The following is a 16,486-nucleotide window of genomic DNA, read 5'->3' on the forward strand; positions in this document are numbered from 1 at the left end:
CGAGCCCGTGGACCTAGCCGAGCATGGACAGCACGTCGCTGAACTTCGCCGAGGGCCGCATGGCCGCGGTGACCTTGGTCTTGTCCGGGTGGTAGTACCCGCCGAGGTCCACCGGGGAGCCCTGGACGGCGAGGAGCTCGCCGAGGATGGTCTCCTCCGCGGAATCCAGCGCGCCCGAGACGGCAGCGAACGCCGCGGCCAGCTCGGCGTCGTCCGTCTGGCGGGACAGTTCCTGGGCCCAGAACTTGGCGAGGTAGAAGTGGCTGCCCCGGTTGTCGAGCTCGCCGGCCTTGCGCTTCGGGGACTTGTCCTCGAGCAGGAAGGTGCCGGTGGCGCGGTCCAGCGTGTCGGCAAGGATCTGCGCGCGGGCGTTGCCCGTGGACGTGGCCAGGTGCTCGAAGCTGACGGCCAGGGCCAGGAACTCACCCAGGCTGTCCCAGCGCAGGTGGTTTTCCTTCAGCAGCTGCTGGACGTGCTTCGGGGCGGAGCCGCCGGCGCCGGTTTCGAAGAGTCCGCCGCCGTTGATCAGCGGAACCACCGACAGCATCTTGGCGCTGGTGCCCAGTTCCAGGATCGGGAAAAGGTCGGTGAGGTAGTCGCGCAGCACGTTGCCGGTCACCGAGATCGTGTCCTCACCCTTGCGGATGCGCTCCAGGGTAAAGGCGGTGGCCTCCTCCGGGGACATGATGCCGATCTGCAGGCCCTCGGTGTCGTGCTCCTTGAGGTATTCCTCAACCTTCGCGATCATCTGGGCGTCGTGGGCGCGGCCCTTGTCCAGCCAGAAGATGGCCGGCATGGCGGAGGCGCGGGCGCGGGTGACGGCCAGCTTGACCCAGTCGCGGACCGGGACATCCTTGGTCTGGCAGGCGCGCCAGATGTCGCCCGGGGAGACCTGGTGCTCGATCAGCACGGTGCCGGCGTCGTCGACCAGCTGGACGGTGCCGGCGGACTGGATCTCAAAGGTCTTGTCGTGGCTGCCGTATTCCTCGGCGGCCTGCGCCATCAGGCCGACGTTCGGGACGGTGCCCATCGTGGTCGGGTCGAAGGCGCCGTGGGCGCGGCAGTCGTCAATGACGACCTGGTAGATGCTGGCGTAGCTGCTGTCCGGGAGCACGGCGAGGGTGTCGGCTTCCTGGCCGTCGCGGCCCCACATGTGGCCGGAGCTGCGGATCATGGCCGGCATGGAGGCGTCCACAATCACGTCGGAGGGCACGTGCAGGTTGGTGATGCCCTTGTCGGAATCGACCATGGCCAGCTCGGGGCCGTCGTTCAGGCCCTTCTTGATGGCCGCCTCGACGTCGCCGCGGATCTCCTCAGGGAGGTCCTCGAGGCCGTTGAGGATGGAGGCCAGGCCGTTGTTCGGGCTCAGGCCCGCGGCGGCGATCTGGGCGCCGTAGGTGTCGAAGAGCTCGGCGAAGTACGCCTTGACGACGTGGCCGAAGATGATCGGGTCGGAGACCTTCATCATGGTCGCCTTGAGGTGGGCGGAGAACAGCACGCCCTCATCCCTCGCGCGGGCAACCTGGGCTGCGAGGAAGGTGTCCAGGGCGGCTGCGCGCATCACGGTGCCGTCGATGATCTCGCCGGCGAGGACGGGGAAGGCCCGCTTAAGGACCTTGACGGTGCCGTCTTCCTTGACCAGCTGGATCTTGACGGTTCCGTCAGCCTTGATGACCACGGACTTCTCGTTGGAGCGGAAGTCATCGGCATCCATGGTGGCAACGTTCGTGTTGGACTCAGCGGTCCAGGCCCCCATGCTGTGCGGGTTCTGGCGGGCGTAGGCCTTGACGGAGAGCGGTGCGCGGCGGTCGGAATTGCCTTCGCGCAGCACCGGATTGACGGCGGAACCCTTGATCTTGTCGTAGCGGGAGCGGATGTCCGTCTCTTCGTCTGAGGAGGGGCTGTCCGGGTAGTCCGGGAGGGCGTACCCCTGGCCCTGGAGCTCCGCGATGGCGGCCTTCAGCTGCGGCGTCGAGGCGCTGACGTTGGGCAGCTTGATGATGTTGGCTTCGGGCTTCTTGACGAGGCCGCCAAGTTCGGCCAAAGCGTCACTGACGCGCTGCTCTTCAGTGAGGTAATCGCCCAAGGCGGCGATGATACGGCCGGCCAGCGAGATGTCGCGGGTCTCCACTTCCACACCGGCCGTCGAAGCGAAGGCTTCAACAATCGGCAAGAACGAATAGGTGGCCAGCATCGGCGCTTCGTCGGTGTGGGTATAGATAATCTTTGCCATTGCTCGGGCGTCTCCCTGAAGGTCTGGGTATTTCCGGAAATTTTTTGCCAATTCAACACCCCTAACTTACCCGAGGGAGTAGGGTTGCCGCCTACCGGCGTCCTGCGCCCCGGACTCCGTGACGCCGACAGCAGGCTGTGACAAGAATTGACAACATACTTTACACATCAGTCAAAGTCCCGTAGTTTCGTTCCATCACAGCGGCCACCACCGGCGGCCGCACCGCATTCCACCGGTTAGGACAACCATGAGAACACCCAAGACTCTGGCCACCAGCCTCCTCAGCCTCTCCGCAGCGGCACTGCTGGCTCTGAGCGCCGCGGGCGCAGCGAGCGCCGCCCCGGCACCCGGCAACGCGCCGGCGGAAACGTCCGCAGTCAGCAGCCACACCGTCGTCGAGACCGGCGGGGCGGAGTACTGGACGGAGGAACGGATGCGCAGTGCCATCCCCGGCGACGTGCTGGCCGGGAGGGCCATGCAGAAGAGCGCCAATTCGAGGGCCGCCGTGCACCGTCCGGCGGAGGCCGGATCGCCCAGCACCGTCGAATCCCAGAGCCCGTCGCGTCAGGCCCCGGAAGTCCAGCCCAAGGCGAACGCGAGCGAGTCCCCGGTCAAGCACATCGGCAAGGTCTTCTTCACCCTGGGCGGCTCGAACTACGTCTGCTCCGGCAACTCGGTCTCCTCCACGAACAAGAGCACCGTTTCCACGGCCGGGCACTGCCTCAACGAGGGCCCAGGGGCCTTCGCCACCAAGTTCACCTTCGTCCCGGCCTACCTCAACGGCGCCGCCCCCTACGGCAAGTGGACGGCCAAGTCCCTCCACGCCCCGACCCAGTGGAGCTCCGGCGGTGACATGACGTACGACACCGGCTTCGCGGTCATGAGCACTCTTAACGGCAAGAAGCTCGCGGACGTGGTGGGTGCCTCGGGCCTGCAGTTCAACGCCGCCCGCGGCCTGAGCTACAAGGCCTTCGGCTACCCCGCGGCCGCACCGTTCAACGGTGAGTCCCTGAAGAGCTGCACTGGCACCGCCACGAACGACCCGTACAACCCGCAGTTCAACTCCCAGGGCATCCCCTGCAACATGACCGGCGGCTCCTCGGGCGGCCCGTGGTTCATCGGTTCCAGCTCCACCGGCTACCAGAACTCGGTCAACAGCTACGGCTACGGCAGCAACTCCACCACGATGTACGGCCCGTACTGGGGCTCGATCATCCAGCAGGCCTACACGACCGCGGCCGCTTCCTAGGTCAGCACCCAGCAACACGCATACCAGCGCGGGGTCACTCGAGGCCCATCTCCAGCGACGGGGATGGGCCCAGGTGGCCCCGCGTTGTCGTGTGCCCCGGTGCTGGGGCCGGGCCGGGCTGGACATGTCCCCCGGCACGCAGCGGCACCACGGGACATGTCCCCCGCAAAGCTCGGAGCTTGGATATGCACCCGAAATGCCCAGTCCCGGGCTCTAACACGGAGCATGTCCCCGGGGGTCTTCGCCTGGGCCTGGGGAGGACCAGGGCGTGTGCCCCCGGCGGCTCCCAGCAGCGCACTCCTCAGGGTGTCTCCGTGCCGGCCGGCGAGGGCTTCCAGATTTCCCGTTCCCGGTGGGCGAATTCGGCGAAACTGATCGCGTCACGGCCCAGGACCTGACGCACAGTGCCGGACAGTCCGCCAGCCAGTCGGAGCCGGGCTGTGGTGTAGATGGCCGCGGTGACAAAGGCCATTCCCCAGGGCATTCCGAGGGTCCGACGGGCATGCCGAAGGTAGCGGAAAACCCCGGGCCGGGCGTACTGGATGGGCCGGCCGAGCTCGTCAGCCAGGATCTGGGCGATCTGTCCGTAGGTCAGCGCTTCGTTCCCGGTCACAGTCCACGCGGTGTTGCGGTGCGCGGCGGGATCCAGCAGCGCTGCGGCGCAGATGGCGCCGACGTCCTCGCAGTCAACGAACGCGGTCGCCCCGCGGCCGGCGGGAACCACGATCTCGTCGCGGTCGCGGATGTCGGTCAGGTGGGTCGTGGAGAGGTTTTGGTGGAAGAAGGAGGCGCGCACGAAGGTCCAGGCGGCGCCGGAGGCGCGGAGCCACGCCTCGATGGCGGCGTGCGGGACGGCCTTGTTGGTCTCCGCACCCTGGAGGGAAAGGAACACCACCTGTTCGACCCCGTGGGCCCGGGCGTATTCGAGGGCAGGAATGATCTGCCTCTGCGGCCTGCCCAGATGCGGCGGACGCAGCAGAAACATCTGCCGGGCCCCGTCGAATACGCCGGGCCAGGTCATCTCGTCCGTGAAATCGAGGGCCACGGCCTCAACCCGCTGCCCGAACATCCGCCTCACGGACTCCGTACTGCGGCCGGCCGCACGGACTCTTCGCCCGGCGGTCAGCAGCTGTTCCACCACCACCCGGCCGACGTTGCCCGTGGCCCCGGTCACCAGGATCACCTCATCCGCCATCAAGCGCCTTCCTTCCTGCTGACCCTGAGGCTAACAAACCCGCACCGTGGCGTCTCGATCGTTCCGGCCAACGGCCACGGGACATGTCCCCCGCACCACCCAGGGCTTGGACAGGAACCCTATGTGCCCGGTCATTGGCTCCAACACTGGGCATGTGCCCCGGCCGCGACTCCGCGCGCGCCCCTGCTCCTCCCCGCGCCACGCGACATGTCCCCCGCGCAGCGCGGTGCTTGGACACAATGCCAAGGTGCCCGGCCGTGGCCGCGAAAAATGGACATGCCCTCCGGGAAAGGGAGGGCATGTCCATTCATGGTGAGGCCCGGCGCGGGGACTGAGCGCGACCCTTAGTGGAAGAAGTGCCGGGCGCCCGTGAAGTACATCGTGATTCCGGCGGCGTTGGCTGCGGCGATGACTTCCTCATCGCGGACCGAGCCGCCGGGCTGCACGACGGCGCGGACGCCGGCGTCGATCAGGATCTGCAGGCCGTCGGCGAAGGGGAAGAACGCGTCCGACGCCGCCACCGCGCCGCGGGCACGCTCCGGGGCTCCGCTGGCGTCGGCGTTGGAGGCACCGCCGGCGCCGTCGACTTCGGATTCCACGCTCACGCCCAGCGAGTTGGCCCGCTCGACGGCGAGCTTGCAGGAATCGAGCCGGTTGACCTGGCCCATGCCGATGCCCACGGCGGCACCGTGGTTGGCCAGCAGGATGGCGTTGGACTTGGCGGCACGGCACGCGGTCCAGGCGAAGGCGAGATCGGCCAGGGTGTCGGCGTCGGCGGCCGCACCGGCCGCGAGGGTCCAGTTGGCGGGGTTGTCGCCCTCGGCGTCGACCCGGTCCGACATCTGCACCAGCACACCGCCGGAGACCTGCCGGATTTCGGAGGGGTAGCGGCCGTAGCCCTCGGGCAGAGCCAGGAGGCGGATGTTCTTCTTCTTGGACAGGATCTCCACGGCCTCGTCCTCGAAGCCCGGGGCAATGACGACCTCGGTGAAGATGCCTGCAACGGTCCGGGCCATGCCGGCGGTGACCGTGCGGTTGGCCGCGATCACCCCGCCGAACGCGGAGACCGGGTCGCAGGCGTGGGCCTTGGCGTGCGCATCCGCGATCGGGTCCGCTGCGGAGGCCGACCCCACGGCCACGCCGCAGGGGTTGGCGTGCTTGATGATCGCGACGGCGGGCCCGGCGAAGTCGAACGCGGCGCGCAGGGCGGCGTCTGCGTCGACGAAGTTGTTGTAGCTCATGGCCTTGCCATGCAGCTGGTCGGCCTGGGCGATACCGGCCGGGGCGGCCTTGTCCACGTAGAGGGCGGCCTGCTGGTGCGGGTTTTCGCCGTAGCGGAGCACCTCGGAGCGCTCGAGCGCCAGGCCGGCGTAGGCGGGCCAGTCGATGACGCCGTCGCCGTCCTCATCGAGGAACTGGCCCGCGGTCCAACTGGCCACGGCGGTGTCGTAGGTGGCCGTGTGTGCGAAGGCCTTGGCGGCGAGCCGGCGCCGGGTCTTCAGGTCAAAGCCGCCGGACGCGGCGGCAGCCACGACGTCGTGGTACGAGGACGGGTCCACCACAATGGCGACGGCGGCGTGGTTCTTCGCTGCCGAGCGCACCATCGCGGGGCCGCCGATGTCGATCTGCTCGACGACGTCGTCCTGTGCAGCGCCCGATTTCACGGTCTCCACGAAGGGGTAAAGGTTCACCACCACGAGGTCGAACGGTTCGATGTCCATCGACGCGAGCATGTCCATGTGCGCCGGGACGCGGCGGTCGGCGAGGATGCCGCCGTGGACGCGCGGGTGCAGGGTCTTGACGCGGCCGTCCAGCATTTCCGGGGAGCCGGTGACTTCCTCGACTTCCTGCACCGGGATGCCGGCGGCGGCGATCCTCTTGGCGGTGGAGCCGGTGGAGACGAGCTTCACGCCGGCGTCGTGCAGGCCCCTCGCGAGCTCCTCCAGACCGGTCTTGTCGTAGACCGAAATCAGGGCCCGGCGGATGGGAACACGGTCGATGGATACACGGTCAAGCGGCGTGAAGCTCACAAAAAGTCTCCGTCGTATGTCGCGGCGGGGCCGCGGGTGGTGGGGATACGGCCAGTTTATCGCGTCAGCGCTCCGGGCCTTCCCGCGCGCCCGAGTATGAAGCGGACGGCACCGGAGGTCGCGGCCACGTAGAGTTTTCCCTGGAGGCTGAGAGATGAATACGTACACCACTGTGCCCAGCGGCGAACAGGTGGTCCAGGAACTGCCGTGGCGTTGGAAGGTGCAGGGCCGGATCTTCCTGATTGGCGGCCTGGGCTTCATGTTCGATGCCTGGGACGTCACGCTCAACGGCATCCTGATTCCGTTGCTGTCCAGGCACTGGTCCCTCACCCCGGGCGAGGCCGCCTGGATCGGGGCCTCGAACCTGATCGGCATGGCCCTGGGCGCCTTCATCTGGGGCACCATCGCGGACACCATCGGGCGCAAGAAGGCCTTCACCGCCACCCTGCTGATCTTCTCGCTCTTCACCGTGCTGGGCGCCTTCTCCCCTGATTTCCTCTGGTTCGTCGCGTTCCGCTTTATGGCCGGCTTCGGCCTGGGCGGGTGCATCCCGGTGGACTACGCGCTGGTGGGCGAGTTCACGCCCCGCAAGCAGCGCGGCAGGGTCCTGACCGCCATGGACGGCTGGTGGCCGATCGGCGCGGCACTGTGCGGCTTCGTGTCCGCAGGGCTCGTGGCCCTGTACGGGGACTGGCGCCTGACCATGCTGGTGATGGTGCTGCCGGCGCTGCTGGTGTTCTGGGTCCGCCGCAGCGTCCCGGAGTCCCCGCTGTTCCTGATCCGCAAGGGCCGGCGGGAGGAGGCCGCCAAGGTGATCGATGACCTCGTCGCGGCGACCGGGGCCGAGCCTCGGGTCTACAGCCTGCCCGCGGCGCAGGACGCCCCGCGGCTCTCCGCCGGGAGCGCCTGGACCCAGCTGCGCCTGCTCTGGCAGTACGACTGGAAGATCACGACGGCGGCCTGGTCGCTGTTCTTCAGCATCCTGCTGGTCTACTACCTGTCGCTGACCTGGATGCCGCGGATCCTGATCGGCGCCGGCTTCGAGGAGTACAAGGCCTTCCTCACCACCGCCTCCATGGCCGCCGTCGGGCTCCTGGGCGTGGTGGTTGCCGCGCTGTTAGTGGAGCGCGTGGGACGGAAGTGGATCCTGGCAATCACCGGGCCGCTGTCCGCCCTGACCCTGGTGATCGTGGCGATCGTGGTGGACATCCCGACGGCGGCCGTGTTCTGGCTGCTGGTGTTCGGCTTTGTGGTGCAGGTGGCCATCCCGGTGCTCTACGCCTATGTCTCGGAGCTGTATCCCACCGAGCTGCGCGGCTCCGGCTTCGGCTGGGCCTCGACGTTCTCCCGGCTCGGCGCCGGCTTCGGCCCGCTGGTCTTCGCGGCGTTCCTCTGGCCAGAGCTGGGCCTCGCGACCTCGTTCGCCATCGCCGGGGTGCTGGTGCTGCTCAGTGTGCTGTGGATGGCCTTCTTCGCCCCCGAGACCAAGCAGCGCCACCTCGCCTAGCCCCCTGCCCCCGCGGATGCGCTATCACTTTTGGTGCATCACAGGGGCTCAGAAGCACCAAAAGTGATAGCGCAACGGGGTGTGCGGGCGCGGGAGGGCTGCTGGGTGGGTGGGCTACTTGGTGCCGGGCGTGGCGGGGGTCTCCGCCGCGGCAAGGGCCGCGAGCGTGGACACGAGGAGCCGGCGCTCAACCACCTTGATCCGTTCGTGCAGGGACTCCTCGGTCTCGCCGTCCGCGACCGCCACGGCTTCCTGCGCGATGATCGGGCCCGTATCCACCCCGGCGTCGGCCCAGTGCACCGTGCAGCCGGTGACTTTCACGCCGTAGGCCAGCGCGTCCCGGACGCCGTGCGCGCCCGGGAACGAGGGCAGCAGCGCCGGGTGGGTGTTGAGGTACTTGCCGCCGAACGCGTCGATGAAGTCCGCGCTGACGATCCGCATGAACCCAGAGGACACGACGACGTCGGGCGCGTACGCGGCCACGGCGTCGGTGAGCGCGGCGTTCCAGGCGGCCCGGTCCGGGTAGGCCTTGAAGTCCACCACGAAGGTGGGGAGGCCGGCGGCGGCCGAGCGCTCCACCCCGTAGGTTCCGGGCCGGTCCGCGCCGACGGCGGCGATCTCGATGTCGAGACGGCCCTCTGTCACGGCGTCGATGACGGCCTGAAGGTTGGAGCCGGTGCCGGAGACGAGGACTACGATGCGCATTGTCCTAGCTTATGGGGCCGCTCGCGTAGGCTGGAAACCATGAATCCCCCGAACGACTCCGCCGGCAGCAACCGCGGCCAGCCGCAAGGCCAGCACCCGCTCAGCGACGCGGCCAAGGCCTCGCAGGCCAAGACCCACAATCTGTTCCGCAGCTTCATTGTGGCGGTGCTGGGATCGTTCTTCGTCTACCAGATGGACATCAATTACCTCTGGCTGAGCGCGATCCTGACCGTGGCCGGCATCGTGCTGGGCATCATGGTGCTGGTCAGGTACGCCAAGTTCAAGGAATCCAAGTTGGTGCTGTTCGGTACGATCTCCGGGTTGGTGGTCCTGGCCGTGCAGGTGCTGCTGCTCCTGGCCTCGGCACTGTTCTTCAACCAGGTCCGCGACTACCAGCAGTGCAGCCGCCAGGCCCTCACCGAGCAGGCCTCCTCCAGGTGCCAGATTCAGCTGGAACGGTCGCTGCCGCAGTTCCGCTAGGCGCCGCTCCCCTACACGCAGTTCCGCTGAACGCGGGTCCGCCAAAACCGGGTCCGCTCAAACCGGTTCCGCCAGAACCGGGTCCGCCCAACGCGGTGGCGCGCTACAGGGACGCCGTCTCCAGGTCCGCTTCGCGCAGCTTCTGCTGGCGTTCCAGCCACGGTCCTGCCGCGTAACCGATCACGACGCCGACCGCCACCTCCGCGGCGACGAACAGTGCCGTCCGGAGCGGGTCGGGTCCGATCTCCGTGAGCCGTCCGATTCCGGCGGAGCCGCGGGCCAGCCAGGCCAGGCCGGCCGCCAGCAGCCCGGCAACGCTGCCGACCATCACGCCGAGCGCCAGGGTGGAGACCGTGGCAGTGAACCAGCGGGCGCGGATCTTGATCGAGAGCCATTCATCGAAGTGGTTTTCCCCTTCGCGCAGGAACCACCAGCCGGCGAGGGTTCCGGCGAGGACCGGCACCACCAGCGCGGCCACCGCGAAATCCTGCGGCCCGGCCGGCAGGGCCGCGAACACCGGGATCGACGGCAGCGGCCCGACGGCGGTGCCCAGCGCCCCGGCCTGGGAGCCGACGCCCAGCGCAACGCCCGCCCCGGAGATCCAGGCGAGTGCGAACACGACCAGGTTGGGCAGGAAGCCGAGCTGCGCGATGGTGAGCATGGCGCCTCCCGTCGCTCCGGCGTCGAGCGCTTCATAGACCGCGACCACAAGGTTCCAGTGGGTGAAGAAGGTGGCGGCGAGCAGCACGCATGACATCGCCAGGCTCGCCATCAGCGCCACGAAGCCTGCTTTGACCGCGGACCCCAGGTAGGAGCCCGCCCAGCGCGAATGCTGGCTGGTGCGGGAAAGCCAGGCGACGGCGTCGACGCCGATCAGGCGGCTCCAGGAGCCGGCCTCGCGGCGGGCGCCGATCGCCATGCCGAGCCCGAACGGGATCAGCGGGATGAGGGCGGCGGACCAGAGTCCCACGCCGACGTCGTCCGTGCGGCAGACAAAGCCGGTGGTCAGACCGAACGCCGCATACATCAGCCAGGAGCCGAGCAGCGCCTGCCAGAGCTGGTCCGTGTACGAGGCCCGTGCCAGCCGCCGGCCTGCACGCCATGCGAGCAGGAACGGGATCAGGGTCAGTCCGAGCGGGATGAGCGAGAGGACGCCGGACTGATGGGCGGCCGCGGGGCCCGTGCCGGCGGTGTCCAGCAGCAACGGAACGCCGTGGACCAGCAGCCAGGCCTGGCCGGCAAGGCGGGCCAGGGCATCGGGTTCGGTGTTCAGGAAACCGGCGGTGGCCCACACGGCGAGAATCGGCGCGGCCACCACCAGGGCGGAAATTATCGCTGCCTGCGCGGACTCGAGGGATCCCTGAAGCCACAAGGGCATCGGAAGTCCACGTTCCCCGGTCTGATCAGCGCGCAGTTTCATCGTGTTCCATGGTGCCATGTGCGGGGGTTCCTGCCTGTTTCGACAGGCTCAACCGGCCGATTTGGCAAGGACTTCCCGGATTCCAGGCGTTCAGGGCCGAATTCAACCCCCCGCCATGCAGGCGCTTTTTTCCCCGCCTCGCCGTAAAATTGGAATGTCCGCAATCATTGGTTGGAGGCAGAAAATGACTACCGCATCTCCACATGCACACGGCGTTCACTTCGGTCGGACAGATGTCCAGAACGTCGGCATGGGTGTGGGTATCTTGCTAATACTCGTGGGCATCCTGGGGTTCATCCCGGGCATCACCACGCAGTACAGCGAACTGGCGTTCCTTGGACCGGATTCCTCGGCCCTGTTCCTGGGCCTGTTCCAGGTATCGATGTTGCTGAACATCGTTCAGGTCGGCATCGGCGCCACCGGCATGGCCATGTCCCGGAACAACCCCATGGGCGCCCGCAACTTCCTGATGGGCTTTGGCCTGCTGTACATCGTCCTTAGCATCTACGGGCTCATCGTGGGTGTGGACTCGGCGGCCAATTTCCTGTCGCTGAATCTCATGAATGTCTGGGCCTTTATGATCATCGGCCTAGCAATGGTAGCCGCCGGTTGGCTGATGTCGAGGCATCTGGCTGACGACGCAAAAACCCGGTAAGCAGACAACCGGGACAAAGGGAGCCGCGAATGAGTAACGTTTCATAGCATTCTGAAAATTCGTACTACCTGCTGGTGCAGTCGCCTCGCGGAAACGCAGCGACTGCACCAGCTTTCTTTGTGGCGGGCGCGTCAAAGGACTTTCACCACAAGTGGCCGCAATCAACCTCCGGATGGCGGCCACTCGCGTCAGATCGCCGTCCACTTGTGCAGTCGGGCAATCCGACGTCCGTACGGCGCGCGGCGCGCGGACCGCCGGCTGGGCAAAGGCGCGACGGCTGAATTTAGGCGTCGTTGAGGTCGATGCCCTTGGTCTCCGGGAGCTTGAACACCGCGAGCGCCGTGGCGAGGCACAGCACGATGATGTAGATGCTGGAGAGCCAGCCCAGGCTCCAACTGTTGAAGAGGGCATTCAGGTACGGTGCCGTCCCGCCGAAGATCGCGACCGACAAGGAGTAGGCAAAGCCGATGCCCTGGGTCCGGATCTTCGTGGGGAAGTTCTCTGACAGCACGGCAGCCAGCAGCGCCCCCGGAATGGCGACGATGCACAGGGCCAGGGTGGCGGCGACGGCGAGCGTCCAGCCGTCGCTGGTGATCATGCCCATCAGCGGAAACTGTGTGGCGATCATGGCCACGGAGAATCCGATCAGCAGGGGCCGGCGCCCGATCCGGTCCGAGAGCCGCCCCCAGAACGGCAGGGTGATGAGGGCAATCGACTGTGCGATCACGGAGGCCCAGTACGCGGTCTGGGGATCCATCCCGCGCTGTGTGATGGCGAAGGTGGAGGCGTAGGACGTCCAGGTGTAGTGGGCAGCGGTGATGCCGGAGGTCATGGCGATCATGAGCAGGACGGCACGAATGACGGTCTTCCTCGGGATCGGTGCCACCTCGGTGGCCGCTGCTTTGGCTTCGAAGACGTCGCTCTCTTCCATGCCCCGGCGAAGGTAAAGCGCGGCCAGGGCCAGCACGGCTCCGAGCAGGAACGGGATGCGCCACCCCCATTGCGCGACACCGGCCGCGCCCAGAACACTGGTCACGCCACCGCCCACCACGTAGGCCAGCACCGAGCCGCCAAAAATGGCCACGAATACGATGCTTCCCCACTGCCCTCGTCTGGCCGGAGGTGCGATCTCGGCGATGTAGGTGTTGGCCGTGGCGGACTCGCCGCCGTGGGCAAAGCCCTGGGCGACGCGGGCCAGCAGCAGGAGCACCGAGGCCCAGATCCCCACCTGTCCATAGGTCGGCATCAGCCCGATCAGGAGCGAGCCGCCGGCCATGATCAACATGGTGGTGATCAACACGAACTTCCGGCCGCGCTTGTCCGCGATCCGGCCGAACACGATGCCGCCCAGCGGGCGCATCAGGAAGCCCACCGCGAAAACGGCCAGGGTCGAGAGCAGGGCGGAGACGGGGTCTTTGGAGTCGAACATCGCCGCCGCAATGAAGGGCGCAAAGACGGCGTAGGCGCTCCACTCGTACCACTCCAGGACGTTGCCTATGGTGCTGGCGAACATTGAACGCCGTTTGGAGCGCTGATCGGTACGAGGCTGTTGCTGCCCGGACGGCGGGGCAGCCTCAAGTCGAATGGTGCTATCCATGGTGGTTCCTTCCCTACTGCGCTGTATGAGGAATGCGGGTTCTGAGGCACTGGCTGGGGACCGTGGCGCCGGTGGCGGGCACGGCTGAGGAGCGAACCGCCCGCGAGGGGCGATCCGCCGGGGCGGACTTGGGCGGCCCCGGCGTGGGCTTACTTCAGGCGGGTCGCGAGCCGTTCGGCGACGTCGAGCAGTTGCGGCACGCCTTGTTCCATCGCGGCGCCGAACCCGGTGTCGCCCGGACGTTCCCCGCGCAGCCAGCGGGTGTAGATCGCCTCGCTGAAGATCGCCGCTTTCCACAGGGCCAGGGCCTGGTACCACGGCAGGGGCGTCAGGTCGAGGGACATCCGTTCCTGGTACCGGTCGATCAGGTCCTGCCGTCGCAGGTATCCGGGAAGCCGTGTGACCGGCGTCAGCTCCATGGTGGTGAACGGCTCGTCCGCGTCGGCGTAGGTCGCGGTCAAGTAGCCGAGGTCGGCCAGCGGGTCCCCCAGCGTGGCCATTTCCCAGTCGAGCAGAGCGGTCACGCGGGGCGGCCCGGCCGGGGCGAACATCAGGTTCCCGGTGCGGTAGTCGCCGTGGATCACCGAATTGCGCTGGCTTTCCGGGCGGTTGTCCTCCAGCCAGGACGCCAGTCGCCCGACGGCGGGCAGGTCCCGTGTGGTGTTGACATCCCACAGCGAGGCAAACCGGGCGACCTGGCGTTCGAGGTAGCCCTCGGGCCGGCCGATCCGGGCGATCTCGCCGCCGGACACGTCCAGTGAGTGCAGGTCCGTGAGTGTGTCCACCAACGCCTCGCTCGTCGCCCGGCGCGATTCCGGTGCATCGAGGTGCGGGGGCACCGTGTCGGTGAGGACTGCGCCGTCGAGGTGTTCCATCACGTAGAACGGCACGCCGAGGACGGAGTCGTCACCGCACACGGCCAGGATGCGCGGAACGGGCATGCCCAGCGGTGCCAGCGCCAGCTGGATCCGGGCTTCGCGCACCATGTCGTGGGTGGATTTAGGCAGCGGCGGCCGGGGCCCGCGGCGGAGCACGACGTCGGCCCCGTCCCGGCGGAGCCGGAAGGTCACGTTGGACTGGCCGTCCCCGATCCGTTCCCACTCCAGGTCCCCGGACCCCAGGCCGGCGCCGTCCAGGAAGTCGCGGACGTTGTCCAGGATGAGCAGCGGGGGCCGGGTCAACGAGGCGGCCTGGTCCGCGCTGTCGACGACCTCGGGCTGGGCCGCACCCGCGGCGGCGGCCTGGTCCGCGCTGTCGACGACCTCGGGCTGGGCCGCACCCGCTGCCTCGGCGGGTGTCATGATGCGGCTCCGTCGGGGAATCGGGCGGCGCCCAGGAACTGCTCCCCCGCGGCGACCGCGCGGCGCCGCTGCGACGAGGTGCGCCTGGAGATGGCCCACTTGTGGGTCTCGTTGGCGCCGTCGTAGATCCGGAACGGTCGGACTTCGGCGGCGTACTGTGCCAGCGGCAGCCCGTCGGAGACGCCGTCGCCTCCGCACAGCTGGATGGCTCGGTCGATGACCCGGAAGACGGCCTCGGAGCAGTGCACCTTGGCGATCGAGGACATCGCGGAGCCGGCCTTGGGATCGGAGACCAGGAGGGCTGCGGTCTTGGTGATGATCGCGTCCGAGGTTTCGATGTCGATCACGGACTGGGCGATCATCTCCTGGGCGATGCCGAGCTGCGCGATGGGTGAGCCGAAGATTTCCCGGGTGTCGGTGCGGTCCAGGGCGATGTCCAGCGAGCGCCGGGCCAGGCCGAGCCAGCGCATGCAGTGCGTGAGCCGGGCCGGTCCCAGCCGGACCTGGGCGTATTTGAAGCCGAGACCGACTTCGCCGAGCACCGCCTCCGGTCCGACGACAACGTTGTCGAAGTGCAGGTTCGGGTGGCCGCCGGCGATGGTCCGGTCAATGGTGTGGATCGGGTTGCCCAGCCGGACGCCCCGGGCGTCCATGTCCACCAGGAACATCGTCGCGCTGTCCGGGCCCGTCCCGGAATCCGGCGTCCGTGCCATGACAATCGCGAATCCGGCGTGCTCGGCCCCGCTGGTGAAGCGCTTGTCACCGGTGATGGTCCAGGAATCACCGTTGCGGGTCGCGGTGGTCAGCAGCCCTGCGGGGTCCGATCCCGCGCCCGGGTGGGGTTCGGTCATGCCAAAGCAGGAGAACGTCTCGCCGGCGGCGAGCGGGGCAAGGTACCGCTTTTTCTGCTCCTCGGTGCCGATGATGTTCAGCATGTGCATATTGCCCTCATCGGGCGCCATGCAGTTGAGGACGGCCGGCCCGATCGGGGAATAGCCGGCTTCCTGAAAGATCGGGGACCACTGGTCCACCGGCAGGCCCTGGCCGCCAAAGGAGACGGGGACGTGCGGGGCGAATACGCCGGCGGCTTTGGCGGCTTCGCCGAGTTCGCGGCGCAGGCCGTCGTCCAGGCGAACGCCTGGCCGCGGCTCGGCCGGGATCACGACGGAGCGGATGAAATCACGGGTCCGCAGCCGGAGGTCTTCGACGGCGGGAGACGGGGAGGTTTGGTTCATGGGAGGTCCTTTCGGGCCGGAAGGGCTGGGCGGCTGGAACACCGAAGTGCTGAGGCGCTGCATCGCTGAAGCGGAAGGTGGGGCTAGGCGGTGCCGCCGGCGGTCAGCAGACCGCCGTCGACCGTGAGGACCTGGCCGGTGATCCAGTCAGCATCCGGGGAGGCGAGGAACGCGACGGCGGCGGCGACGTCGTCGGGGACACCGAGCCGTTTGAGCGGGTACTGCCCGGCGACTTCGGCTTCCTTTCCCTCGTAGAGCGCCTTCGCGAACTGGGTCTTGACCACGGCCGGGGCGACGGCGTTGACACGGATCTCGGGACCGAGTTCGACGGCGAGGGTGCGGGTCAGGTGGGATACCGCCGACTTGCTGATGCCGTAGAGCCCGATCCCTTCGGACGGAGTGTCACCGGTGACGGAGGAAATGTTGACGACGCACCCGCCGCGGTCGCGGAATCCCAGCCCCGGATGGGACAGCGCGCCCTGCACCCAGGCGAGGGTTCCGATGACGTTGACGTTAAAGACCTTGCGAGCGGCGTCGAGGTCGAGCCCGGCCAGCGGACCGTAGACCGGATTGATGCCGGCGTTGTTGACCAGGATGTCCAGGCCGCCGGTTTCGCGTGCAATCAGCTCGAAAACGGCCTGCTGGTGCCCGGCGTCGTCCGCTTTGCCTGCGACACCAAACGCGGCGCCGGCGGGGAAGGAGGCGACGGCTTCATCCAGGGTCTGCTGCGTCCTGGCCGTCAGGATGACCCGGGCGCCTTCCGCTGCGAGCCGGCGGGCGATGGCCAGGCCGATGCCCCGGCTGGAGCCGGTCACCAGGGCGGTCTTGCCGTCGAGCCGGTGGGGGATGTTGGGTTGGGTCTCGTTCTGTTCGGTCACG

General features: G+C 68.0%; 13 protein-coding genes. 4 read left to right on the top strand and 9 right to left on the bottom strand.

Going from position 1 to position 16,486, the window contains the following annotated elements; all coding sequences use genetic code 11:
- Positions 1-13: 13 nt before the first annotated feature.
- Positions 14-2,233 carry an NADP-dependent isocitrate dehydrogenase gene (locus ACZYZ3_RS13240; RefSeq protein WP_463964276.1) on the bottom strand — a complete coding sequence of 740 codons (2,220 nt, stop codon included), beginning with the start codon at positions 2,231-2,233 and terminating at the stop codon, positions 14-16.
- A 247-nt stretch (positions 2,234-2,480) separates the two neighbouring features.
- On the opposite strand from ACZYZ3_RS13240, the gene ACZYZ3_RS13245 reads away from it, so the two are divergent.
- Complete coding sequence (locus tag ACZYZ3_RS13245) at positions 2,481-3,482, top strand: trypsin-like serine peptidase (protein ID WP_463964277.1); 1,002 nt, start codon at positions 2,481-2,483, stop codon at positions 3,480-3,482.
- Between the two features lie 301 nt (positions 3,483-3,783).
- On the opposite strand, the gene ACZYZ3_RS13250 is transcribed toward ACZYZ3_RS13245, so the two are convergent.
- Positions 3,784-4,677 (bottom strand): NmrA family NAD(P)-binding protein, encoded by an 894-nt coding sequence (locus tag ACZYZ3_RS13250; RefSeq protein ID WP_463964278.1) that lies wholly within the window; start codon positions 4,675-4,677, stop codon positions 3,784-3,786.
- A gap of 344 nt (positions 4,678-5,021) precedes the next feature.
- Entirely contained in the window at positions 5,022-6,707 is a 1,686-nt protein-coding gene (purH, locus tag ACZYZ3_RS13255) for a bifunctional phosphoribosylaminoimidazolecarboxamide formyltransferase/IMP cyclohydrolase (protein WP_463964279.1), read from the bottom strand.
- 154 nt (positions 6,708-6,861) lie between these two features.
- On the opposite strand from purH, the gene ACZYZ3_RS13260 reads away from it, so the two are divergent.
- A complete protein-coding gene (locus ACZYZ3_RS13260) occupies positions 6,862-8,214 on the top strand; it encodes an MFS transporter (RefSeq protein WP_463964280.1) in 1,353 nt (450 codons plus the stop codon).
- A 114-nt stretch (positions 8,215-8,328) separates the two neighbouring features.
- Here ACZYZ3_RS13260 and purN read toward each other — a convergent pair whose 3' ends face one another.
- Complete coding sequence (gene purN / locus ACZYZ3_RS13265; RefSeq protein ID WP_463964281.1) at positions 8,329-8,919, bottom strand: phosphoribosylglycinamide formyltransferase; 591 nt, start codon at positions 8,917-8,919, stop codon at positions 8,329-8,331.
- Positions 8,920-8,958: 39 nt separating this feature from the next.
- On the opposite strand from purN, the gene ACZYZ3_RS13270 reads away from it, so the two are divergent.
- The gene (locus tag ACZYZ3_RS13270) at positions 8,959-9,399 is read left to right on the top strand and encodes a hypothetical protein (protein ID WP_463964282.1); all 441 of its coding nucleotides are present in this window, start codon (positions 8,959-8,961) and stop codon (positions 9,397-9,399) included.
- A 103-nt stretch (positions 9,400-9,502) separates the two neighbouring features.
- On the opposite strand, the gene ACZYZ3_RS13275 is transcribed toward ACZYZ3_RS13270, so the two are convergent.
- Positions 9,503-10,819 (bottom strand): cell division protein PerM, encoded by a 1,317-nt coding sequence (locus ACZYZ3_RS13275; RefSeq protein WP_463964301.1) that lies wholly within the window; start codon positions 10,817-10,819, stop codon positions 9,503-9,505.
- A 250-nt stretch (positions 10,820-11,069) separates the two neighbouring features.
- Between ACZYZ3_RS13275 and ACZYZ3_RS13280 the strand changes: the two genes are divergently transcribed.
- A complete protein-coding gene (locus ACZYZ3_RS13280) occupies positions 11,070-11,474 on the top strand; it encodes a DUF4383 domain-containing protein (protein WP_463964283.1) in 405 nt (134 codons plus the stop codon).
- A gap of 283 nt (positions 11,475-11,757) precedes the next feature.
- Here the strand turns inward: ACZYZ3_RS13280 and ACZYZ3_RS13285 are convergent, their stop codons facing one another.
- The 4 genes from ACZYZ3_RS13285 to ACZYZ3_RS13300 all read right to left on the bottom strand — a co-directional run bounded on the left by ACZYZ3_RS13285 (position 11,758) and on the right by ACZYZ3_RS13300 (position 16,485).
- The gene (locus ACZYZ3_RS13285; RefSeq protein ID WP_463964284.1) at positions 11,758-13,071 is read right to left on the bottom strand and encodes an MFS transporter; all 1,314 of its coding nucleotides are present in this window, start codon (positions 13,069-13,071) and stop codon (positions 11,758-11,760) included.
- Positions 13,072-13,220: 149 nt separating this feature from the next.
- Positions 13,221-14,372 carry a phosphotransferase family protein gene (locus ACZYZ3_RS13290; protein WP_463964285.1) on the bottom strand — a complete coding sequence of 384 codons (1,152 nt, stop codon included), beginning with the start codon at positions 14,370-14,372 and terminating at the stop codon, positions 13,221-13,223.
- Positions 14,369-15,607, bottom strand: a complete 1,239-nt coding sequence (locus ACZYZ3_RS13295) for an acyl-CoA dehydrogenase family protein (protein WP_463964286.1) — start codon at positions 15,605-15,607, stop codon at positions 14,369-14,371. The genes ACZYZ3_RS13290 and ACZYZ3_RS13295 overlap by 4 nt, the downstream gene beginning before the upstream one ends.
- Positions 15,608-15,690: 83 nt before the next feature.
- Complete coding sequence (locus tag ACZYZ3_RS13300; RefSeq protein WP_463964287.1) at positions 15,691-16,485, bottom strand: SDR family oxidoreductase; 795 nt, start codon at positions 16,483-16,485, stop codon at positions 15,691-15,693.
- Position 16,486: the final 1 nt, after the last annotated feature.

The sequence above is a fragment of the Pseudarthrobacter linnaei genome (assembly GCF_055412825.1).